10 protein-coding genes and 1 pseudogene are annotated in these 7,866 nt (G+C 67.2%); 6 read left to right on the forward strand and 5 right to left on the reverse strand.

Going from position 1 to position 7,866, the window contains the following annotated elements:
* The first annotated feature begins 276 nt into the window (after window positions 1-276).
* The 4 genes from ACFYY7_RS44540 (at window position 277) to ACFYY7_RS44555 (ending at window position 2,746) form a co-directional block, all read left to right on the forward strand.
* Window positions 277-927: a hypothetical protein gene (locus tag ACFYY7_RS44540; RefSeq protein ID WP_388671929.1), complete on the forward strand. Its 651-nt coding sequence runs from the start codon at window positions 277-279 to the stop codon at window positions 925-927.
* Window positions 928-946: 19 nt separating this feature from the next.
* Entirely contained in the window at window positions 947-1,210 is a 264-nt protein-coding gene (locus ACFYY7_RS44545; protein WP_388671947.1) for a DUF6233 domain-containing protein, read from the forward strand.
* 56 nt (window positions 1,211-1,266) lie between these two features.
* Window positions 1,267-2,007 (forward strand): hypothetical protein, encoded by a 741-nt coding sequence (locus tag ACFYY7_RS44550; RefSeq protein WP_388671932.1) that lies wholly within the window; start codon window positions 1,267-1,269, stop codon window positions 2,005-2,007.
* A 382-nt stretch (window positions 2,008-2,389) separates the two neighbouring features.
* A complete protein-coding gene (locus tag ACFYY7_RS44555; RefSeq protein WP_388671950.1) occupies window positions 2,390-2,746 on the forward strand; it encodes a YfhL family 4Fe-4S dicluster ferredoxin in 357 nt (118 codons plus the stop codon).
* Window positions 2,747-2,765: 19 nt separating this feature from the next.
* On the opposite strand, the gene ACFYY7_RS44560 is transcribed toward ACFYY7_RS44555, so the two are convergent.
* From ACFYY7_RS44560 to ACFYY7_RS44580, 5 genes are all read right to left on the reverse strand, one after another.
* Window positions 2,766-3,089: a hypothetical protein gene (locus ACFYY7_RS44560; protein ID WP_388671935.1), complete on the reverse strand. Its 324-nt coding sequence runs from the start codon at window positions 3,087-3,089 to the stop codon at window positions 2,766-2,768.
* A gap of 594 nt (window positions 3,090-3,683) precedes the next feature.
* Window positions 3,684-4,427: a hypothetical protein gene (locus ACFYY7_RS44565; RefSeq protein WP_388671938.1), complete on the reverse strand. Its 744-nt coding sequence runs from the start codon at window positions 4,425-4,427 to the stop codon at window positions 3,684-3,686.
* A gap of 951 nt (window positions 4,428-5,378) precedes the next feature.
* A complete protein-coding gene (locus ACFYY7_RS44570; protein ID WP_388671941.1) occupies window positions 5,379-5,885 on the reverse strand; it encodes an RICIN domain-containing protein in 507 nt (168 codons plus the stop codon).
* 133 nt (window positions 5,886-6,018) lie between these two features.
* The gene (locus ACFYY7_RS44575; RefSeq protein WP_388671953.1) at window positions 6,019-6,189 is read right to left on the reverse strand and encodes a Scr1 family TA system antitoxin-like transcriptional regulator; all 171 of its coding nucleotides are present in this window, start codon (window positions 6,187-6,189) and stop codon (window positions 6,019-6,021) included.
* Between the two features lie 284 nt (window positions 6,190-6,473).
* Window positions 6,474-7,064: a TetR/AcrR family transcriptional regulator gene (locus tag ACFYY7_RS44580; protein WP_388671944.1), complete on the reverse strand. Its 591-nt coding sequence runs from the start codon at window positions 7,062-7,064 to the stop codon at window positions 6,474-6,476.
* A gap of 113 nt (window positions 7,065-7,177) precedes the next feature.
* On the opposite strand from ACFYY7_RS44580, the gene ACFYY7_RS44585 reads away from it, so the two are divergent.
* Window positions 7,178-7,609: a 4-oxalocrotonate tautomerase family protein gene (locus ACFYY7_RS44585; protein ID WP_376423572.1), complete on the forward strand. Its 432-nt coding sequence runs from the start codon at window positions 7,178-7,180 to the stop codon at window positions 7,607-7,609.
* A 123-nt stretch (window positions 7,610-7,732) separates the two neighbouring features.
* Window positions 7,733-7,866 (forward strand): annotated as a pseudogene (locus tag ACFYY7_RS44590) (transcriptional regulator); the annotation flags it as partial.

Raw genomic sequence — 7,866 nt, forward strand, 5'->3', positions numbered from 1 at the left:
GCCCCATCCGCAACTCCACCCGCCCCGCAGGCATCGACCGCCTCCACAACCTCGCCTGCGCCGCACCCCAACACTCCGAGGATCCGCTAATAAGCGGGCAGTTCAGATGAAAACGACCCCTGAGAGGACATTTTGAACCGGTATGCCCGATTCTGGTGTTAACTCGGAGATGAGGCGCTGTCCAGGCGATCGCTTGGTCCTTCGGCGGCTTCTACAGTGTCCCGTGGTGAAGGGGCCGGGTGAGGATCGGTAGATCAGAAGGGTCGGCTCAAGGACGTGGTGCAGATCGAGCGGTTGGTGGACCTGAAGCCCGCCTACCAGCGTCAGGCTGCCGTCCTGGCCCTGTGGCGGTGGCGTGCACCAGTACTCGAGTACGAGCTCGATGCAGAGTGGGGCGTCGACCAGGTTGCGCTGGAGTCGCTGTTCCGACTGGCAGCATCACCTGCTGGTGAACAGTCGGATCGCGCGTACCGGCAAGCAATCGCCGAGCTGTGCACCGCCCCGCTCTTCACGTCTGAAGTGGACCCGGACACGGTCCAGCTCTTCCAACTGGAGACCATCAGCAGCCTGCTGGCTTTCGGAGAGTTGCTGGACACGCCTGGCGTGGACGAAGCAGAGCGAGTGGTCGAATCCTCGGCCAGCCTGGCGAACTACCTCGACGACCTCGTCGAGGGCTCGTTCTACTCCCACCCCTCGGAGGAAGCCCACCGCCAGTACCTCGCCGACCTGGCGGACCGGGCGAGCGAGGGCTATTTCGGGTCACGAAATTTCGCTGTCGAGTCCGCCTGCCACGGTGTTCTCCGGGCTCTCCCCGATTCCGCAGGGCTGCTGGACTCGTCCACCGGTCGCGAGTTGCTCGCGCTTTGCGAGGACTTCGGCGAAGAGCTCGTCACAACGATGCGGTGGCTCCGCACGACGGGTCACTAGCGATCGCGTCGTGAGCCGGATGACGAATGCGGCGGCCGTGATGGACGGGTGGTTCGGAGCGGAGGGCAGCTACGGGCGGCGCTGGGCGAACAGGCCCGGTTCGGTCTCGGTAAGGACGCCCAGGCTGACCAGACGCTTGAGCTTGTGCCGGGTCGGGGACTGTGCCCTGTATCCGGTCGAGGGCGGATTCCTCATCCGCGAGGAAGCAATGATCGCTTTGGCGGAGCCGGACATCGAGGCATGCCAGATCTGCAAGCCCGAGACGGGGCTCGTCGACGGGTAGGCCCGTACGGACCGCCCGACGCGCCTCGGTGGAGCCGGGCTCGCAGGATCGGTTCCGTGGAGTTCCCGACCAAGGTGGCACTGGCCCAAACCGTCCCGGTCCTGCCCCAGGGGCCGGGCTGGTGGTACGAGCCCAAGTACGACGGCCGCAGAACAGTGCTGCGCCGTACCGACGAGACCGTCGTGCTGTACGCCCGGTCGGGCAGAGTCGTCACCCAGCACTGGATGGACCTGGCCGTCGCCGCCATGGAACTGCGCCCCGGCACGGTCTTGGACGGCGAGGCCGTGATCTGGCGGGACGGCAGGCTCGACTTCGCGGCCGCGCAGTCACGGGCAGCGTCATCCACGACCCGGGCCCGCGCCCTGGCAGCCCGGTACCCGGCCTCCTACGTCTGCTGGGACGTTCTGCAGCACCCGGACCCGGCGATCGGCGACTGCCGAAGCCGCCCCTACACCGAGCGCCGCGCCTTCCTCCTGGAGCTCCTCGCCGATGTCGGGCCGCCGGTCCAGGTCACCCCAACCACTGACGACCGGGACGTCGCCGTGCTCTGGTACGACGCCCTGCGCGAGCAGGGCATCGAAGGCATCGTCTGCAAACGCGGTGGGGCGGGCTATCCGCCGTCAGGACAGCGCCGGTGGTTGAAGGTTCGGCACGCGGACACGGTCGACGCCCTGGTGCTGGGGTTCACCGGCCCCCGGCTCAGACCGCACCATCTGGTCCTGGCGGTGGGGGACGAGGGCGGGCCGGCCAGAGCGTCCGCGCGCCTGGAGCCCTGTCCTGGCGGCTCGTTTCGGTGAGGCCTTGAGCGCCGCGGCGGTGGTGGGGGAGCGGCGGGCGAGCCGTACACACGGGTGGAGACGGACCTGGTCGTGGAGGTACTGGCCGGGTCCGGCCGGCACGGCACCCTCACCGTGACCCGGATGCGGTGAGGGTGCCCGTGCCTGACTGCTGGCCAGGGGACGACCTCGTATGCACTGTCACGAGCCCGGCTGCGGCGCCTGGTACGACTTCTTACCCGGGCGGGTGACGCCCGCCGGGCAGCAGCGATGCTCCGCGCTGGCGGGCCGTCTCCCCTGCCGTGCACCCAGGTCGGCCTCAGACCCGAAGGGCGACACCGGACAGACCTGGTGAATCCCTGACCGGTGGGCCTCTGTGCAGGCACCGCGCGGTACTGCCCGGCTGTTCGCTCGTTGGTCATCGGACCACACCAAGAGACAGGAGCGAGTGGCAATGGCCATCAAGATCACCGAGGACTGCATCAACTGCGGTGCCTGCGAACCCGAGTGCCCGAACGAGGCGATCAGTGAGGGGGATGAGATCTACGTGATCGACCCCAACGCCTGCTCGGAGTGCGTTGGCTTCTACGATCAACTTGCGTGCCAGGCCGTGTGCCCGGTGGAGTCCTGTCTGACGGATCCGGACAGGGTGGAGACTGAGGACGTACTGATCAACCGATCCTTGAGCCTGCACCCCGACGACAACGAGCTCCGGCGCAAGGCAGCCGCCAACGACTACCCCAGCCACTTCCGGAAGTGAACTTTCGCCGCTCTGCGGGTCAGGAACGCGTGTCGATCCGGCGGGCGCGGCTCTGACGTATGAGAGCGGCGTGCATGCGCACCACGGCGTCGCGGTCGGGTACGTGGTAGGCACGCGCGTCGTGATCGTAGTTGTCGAGTAGCTGCTGCCCGACAAGTGCTTTCTTCTCGGGGTCCTTGCCGCAAGCCCTGAACAGCTCGCGGTAGCGGGCCTGGTACTCCAGGCGGCCTCTCTTGCGGCTGGGCGCGGCGGCTGCGGGTTGTCCGCGACCCACGAGGCATGACGCAGCAAGGCCGCCGAGCGTGACCCGGAGCGCCTGGCGGCGCGTTGGTTCGAAAGTCATGCACGGAAAGTAGCAGATTGACTACGTGGAGATAGGTGGCGGTTGCTGGCCCGTATCGGTCAGGCGCCGGCCAATGCGCTGACGGGCGGGCAGGAGCTGTGGGTACCGGCAGGAAGCTGCTCGATCAGCGCCCAATCGTGGACACCAGTCCAGGGGAGGGGCAGTCGCTGCCGACCGGTTCTTCCTGCAGACGAGGAGCGAACCGTCCGTCAGGATCGGGGGCGTTTCTCCCGATCCGCCGTCGACAGGTGCGCTGAACTTCAGCAGCTCCCGCGCGGGCACACTCGCTCCCCGCTCACCCGCCACGACCCGGCGCTAGTACGGGCGATCAACCCTGTGACGGAGCGGCGACCTGATCGACGCCGTCTGCGAAGTCCACGTGCCGTCGGCCTGGCCGCACCTGGACGACTTCGTGGCACAGATGCCCGGCTGGTTCCGTCTCGCGAGAAGGACACCCTCCGCCAGCAGCTGACGGAGTGGCTCGATGGGGCGGGCATCCGGGTCCTGGTGGTCCGCGGTTTCGGCTCCCAGTCCTACGCCGACGTCGTCCAGGACCTCGTCACCGTCGACCCGTGCGACGCCGTGGGAACGACCTTATTTCTTTGCCTTAAGAATCTGGAGCATCAGTTCGTTTTCTTGGTCAAGCTTGTCGGAGAGCAGATTGAGCTCTTCCACGAAATCCTTCTGCGCATTCAGTTCCGAGGACTGAGTCGGCTTCACATCGAAGTCAAGCCAGTCGTGGCTTTCGCTATCGAGGCTCACGGCCTTGACGCGGACTGAGTAGTCCGCGTGGTCCTGGGCCGTGAGGCGCTCTTGCCCACCGGTCTTGGTCACGGCCACCTCAAGGCTGAACGGCGTCACGGTGAGCCGGTCGCCCTCCTGCACCGCGAACACGAAGTCACGGATGAAGCGGGTCTTGCTGATGAGGTAAGGGCTCAGATAGCCCCGGTCGAACATCATGTTCGCCACCAATCCCGGGCCGTTGGGCTCGTCGCTCCCGGCCGCGGTCATCGGAGGGGCGACACGGGGAACAGGGGTAATGGAGCTGACGGCGTCGATGGCCTGCCTGACTGCCTCGAAGAAGGTGACATTCTCCAGGTACCGGGTCTCGTTCAATCCCCCGGCCTCCCGGCCCGGAAGAATCGCCCTGGCGATCTCCTGGGCTTTGAGGAGATCCAGGGTGCGGTCGGCTGGATCAAAGGCTCCCCGAAACGCGGAGGCAAGACACACCGCCACTGCCAGATACGGCGGCGTCACCTGGAAGATCTCCCGGAAGCTGTCCTCCCTCTCAACGGGAACGGACAACGTGATCGTACGGAAGGACTGACCGGTCATCATGCCCCTGCCCTAATAGCTGCGCTGACCAACAGACCTTAATGAACAGTATTTTTAATGTCACGGTGTGCAACCGTTCGGATTTCAGTCAACCCCGGCGATCACTTCCCAGTCACATGCCTTCGCTGACCTGTCCACTGTGCGCCGGGTTACGGTCGTGGACCTGGACCGCAGTGGGGACGCGACGGGGCGGGGAAGCGCCATCCTGGCGTCGGCCGAGTCCTAGAGGCTCACGCGGGTGTTGCCACCGACGGCGCCGGGCGCAGCGGACCCCTACTCGAACCGCGCTGGTTCATGTATCTGCACCGCAGCTTCATCACTATGCGCCTTACCAGAAATGGGCCTGCCGGAAGCTCCGTCAGGCTCACTGCTGCGTCCCTTCTGCGGCCGTGTGGTCCGCCCACGGGCGCAGCGTTGCGGGGGAGCAGGTCAGGCTGCCGGACTGGCTTCCGCCGCCTTGATCCCTACCTGCTCGACGCTCTCCCCGGACAGCGCCTGTCCGACCTCGACGAACTGCGAGCCCGAGGCGTACTCAGCACGCGCCCGCCTGCGCCCCCGTCCCCGCGGCGGACCCTCGGAACCGGCGGCCACGCCGACGAGGTGTGGTCGGGGTGCTGACATCCCCTCTGCGCACCCCCTGCCGCCCGAACTGCCGAAATGGAGAGGGCGGGGGCGGGGCGGGCGGAGCGCCTCGGGGATCGGCGGCCGGCCAGTCCCCTCGCGCGTCGGCGGGGCCGTGGGCGCCGGTGCCCGCACCCCTGGTCTGTTGGGCCGGTCTGGGCTGCTGACGGCAGGTGTGCCGAGTGCGGTGGCTCCGGCCGCACCGGGCGCGGCACCATCTACGACCCGTCCTACTCCCGTCATCGTGACAGAGCCCCCTGCCCCGGCTTTGGCCGGGGCAGGGGGCTTTCGTGATGCTGCTTCGTGCTGGTGTACCCGACCGCCCTGAAGGTGTCAGCGGACGTCGAACGAGTGGGTCATGTACCCGTTCGTGGCACTACAGGCGGCAACCCTGGCGTAGGTGGGGGCGGTGGTGGCGTAAGGGACCAGGCACTTGTTGTGGGCCTGGTTCTTCAGCTGGTACCGATTGGGCTTGCTGGAGTTGTCCATGGAGAAGATCTGCTCGTCCCACCGGGAGTCGCACGGACGCTGCTGGAGGGCTTCCAGGTCAGCGCCGTTCACAGCGGTGACGCACATGTCGCTGTTGAGATTGCGCAGCAGGAAGGTGGTGCTGGTGACCGGGTCGATGGCCCACTTCTGGGCCAAGTTATCCGTGTCGGCCTGGTACTGGATCTCCGCGCCGCCGACCGTCGAGTTGCCGCCGACACCGAGGACGAAGCCGGTATTCCAGTTGCGGACCTTGGTGCCGCTCAGCGGCCCGGTCGCGTCGGCTGTACCCACTCCGAGTACGGTCGTACTCAGCGCTACGGCAGCCATGACGCACGCAGATCGGATGCGCATGAGGGACTCCTCCACTTAAAGCGGTCACACTTCGTGTCCGATTGATCACGGAATGTATAGCACTGGTTTGGATGCCCCCCCAGCAACGCACCGCAACGATGAGGGTGACTCGGCTCGCCCGATCAGGCAGCCCTCAGCTGCGGCAGTCACCGCTCCGCTCTGCGTACCGCAGGAAGATCGCACGCGCGTAGTCCGCGGTCTGGAGCATGCCGGGGATGACTGACTCTTCCCGTGCGCGGATGTGGGAGTTCTCGCTTCCGTGTCCGGGATGGTTCTCAGTCTGGTGTCCGGCTTTGGGCGCCAGTGGGCCGGGCCGATTCGGTTGCTTCTATGGGGTGTTGAGCAGTGATGGCCAGGCGCTGGTGCTGGACAAGCACCGAGGATTGGCCGCTCACTGGGTGAGGATTACCTGGTCAGGGAAGTGAGAGCTCCCACTTCGCTCAAGAACGGGGTCCGGTTGTGCTCGTCTGGTTCCTACCTGGGGCGCCCGAGGAGAAAGTGATGGCGCCGCATGACTCGGTCGGTCTCGAGTAGGGCCTCTGGGTGCGGTGTGAGGCCCTTTCGATGGCCGCGTTTTCGGGCGGTGCGTCAGGCTGTGCGGTTGAGTGCATGCGTCAGTACCTCTTCGAGTTGTCTCGCGACGCGGTCCAGGGGTTCTGTGCTGCGCTTGGCACGGCACATGGCCACGGTGCCTTCGACGCCCGCGACGACGAGCGTCGCGACTTGGGCGGCGCGGTCAGGTTCGACGTCGTGCTCCTTGAGTGAGGCGGCGAGCAGGTCCTCCCACTGGTCGAATGCTTCGGCGGCGGCCGCGAGGACGGGTGGGACCTCGTCTGCCGGGGGTTCTTCGATGGCTACGGCGAGGACGGTGCAGCCGGCGCGGAAGTCGGTGCCGACGACGGTCTCGCGCCAGAGGGCGAGCAGGGCGCGCAGCCCCGCGACCGGGCCGGCCTTCAGCTCCCTGCGCAGGTTCCGGGCGATCATCTCCCCCGCGTAGCGGACGGCTTCGGTGGTGAGCTGCTGCTTGCCGCCGGGGAAGTAGTGGTAGGTGGAGCCGAGCGGCGCTTTGGCGTGCTTGGCCGTCTCGCGGATGCTCGTGGCGTTCAGGCCGCGCCGTCGGATCATGTCGGCCGCTCCGGCCACGATCCGTTCGCGTGCCTGCGGGGCGTCCTCGGTCACGGCATGCCCTCCTCGGGGAGACACCCTTTGCTATATCGACTGTCATAGTCTAGCGTGACCTGCAGTTATGACACTCGTTATAGTCGGTGTCGTGAGTGAGTGAGGAAACCGCCGTGCCCTTGATCCGACTGACCGTGTCGTCCGGCTCCCTGACCGAGGAAGGCCGCGCTGAGATCCGGCAGGAACTCGCCGGTGCGGCCCTGCGCTGGGAGGGCTTTCCCGATACGGCCTTCTTCCGCGGCCTGTCGTGGGTCTACCTGACCGAGCTGCCTGAGGGCGTCCAGGGGACCGCCGGCGATGACGCACCCCGGTTCCTCGTGGAGGTGACCGTGCCCCAGGCGACTTCGCCCGTCCCCGACAAGTCCGGCCTGATCCAGGACATCACGCAGGTCGTGCTGAAGGCCGCGGGCCTGGACCGGCACGCTGCCTCTCGGGTGTGGGTGCTGGTGCACGAGCAACCCGAGGGTTCATGGGGCGCCGGAGGGGCCGTCGTCCGCCACGCCGACCTGACCGCGCTCGCGGACGCGCAGCGCGCGGCCTCGTAATCCCCCTCGCGATGCGTCCCAGGGCACAGCCTCAGGGCGCGTATCGAGCCGCGGGCGCTGAGGGCCGCGGTCGAGACGGGGACCGTCTGGGCAGAGCGGCTGCCCAGCGCGCTCTGATGGCTCCGGCACCTCCTGCGGCGCCTGAACGCCGCCGGCGGGACGCGGGTGGAGATCCACCCGCTGAACCAGTCGCAGGTGCCGCGTCCGCTCCAGCGGATGGTGGAGTACCGCACGATGAACGTCCGCCGCTGGGACCG

The organism is Streptomyces sp. NPDC001933 (assembly GCF_042890955.1).
Lineage (GTDB): Bacteria > Actinomycetota > Actinomycetes > Streptomycetales > Streptomycetaceae > Streptomyces.

Bases quoted from the DNA above. Each gene is read 5' to 3' on its own strand.
- ACFYY7_RS44545 (WP_388671947.1), top strand. From the start codon at position 947: ATGACGAATGCGGCGGCCGTGATGGACGGGTGGTTCGGAGCGGAGGGC.
- ACFYY7_RS44560 (WP_388671935.1), bottom strand. From the start codon at position 3,089: ATGACTTTCGAACCAACGCGCCGCCAGGCGCTCCGGGTCACGCTCGGC.
- ACFYY7_RS44565 (WP_388671938.1), bottom strand. From the start codon at position 4,427: ATGATGACCGGTCAGTCCTTCCGTACGATCACGTTGTCCGTTCCCGTT.
- ACFYY7_RS44570 (WP_388671941.1), bottom strand. From the start codon at position 5,885: ATGCGCATCCGATCTGCGTGCGTCATGGCTGCCGTAGCGCTGAGTACG.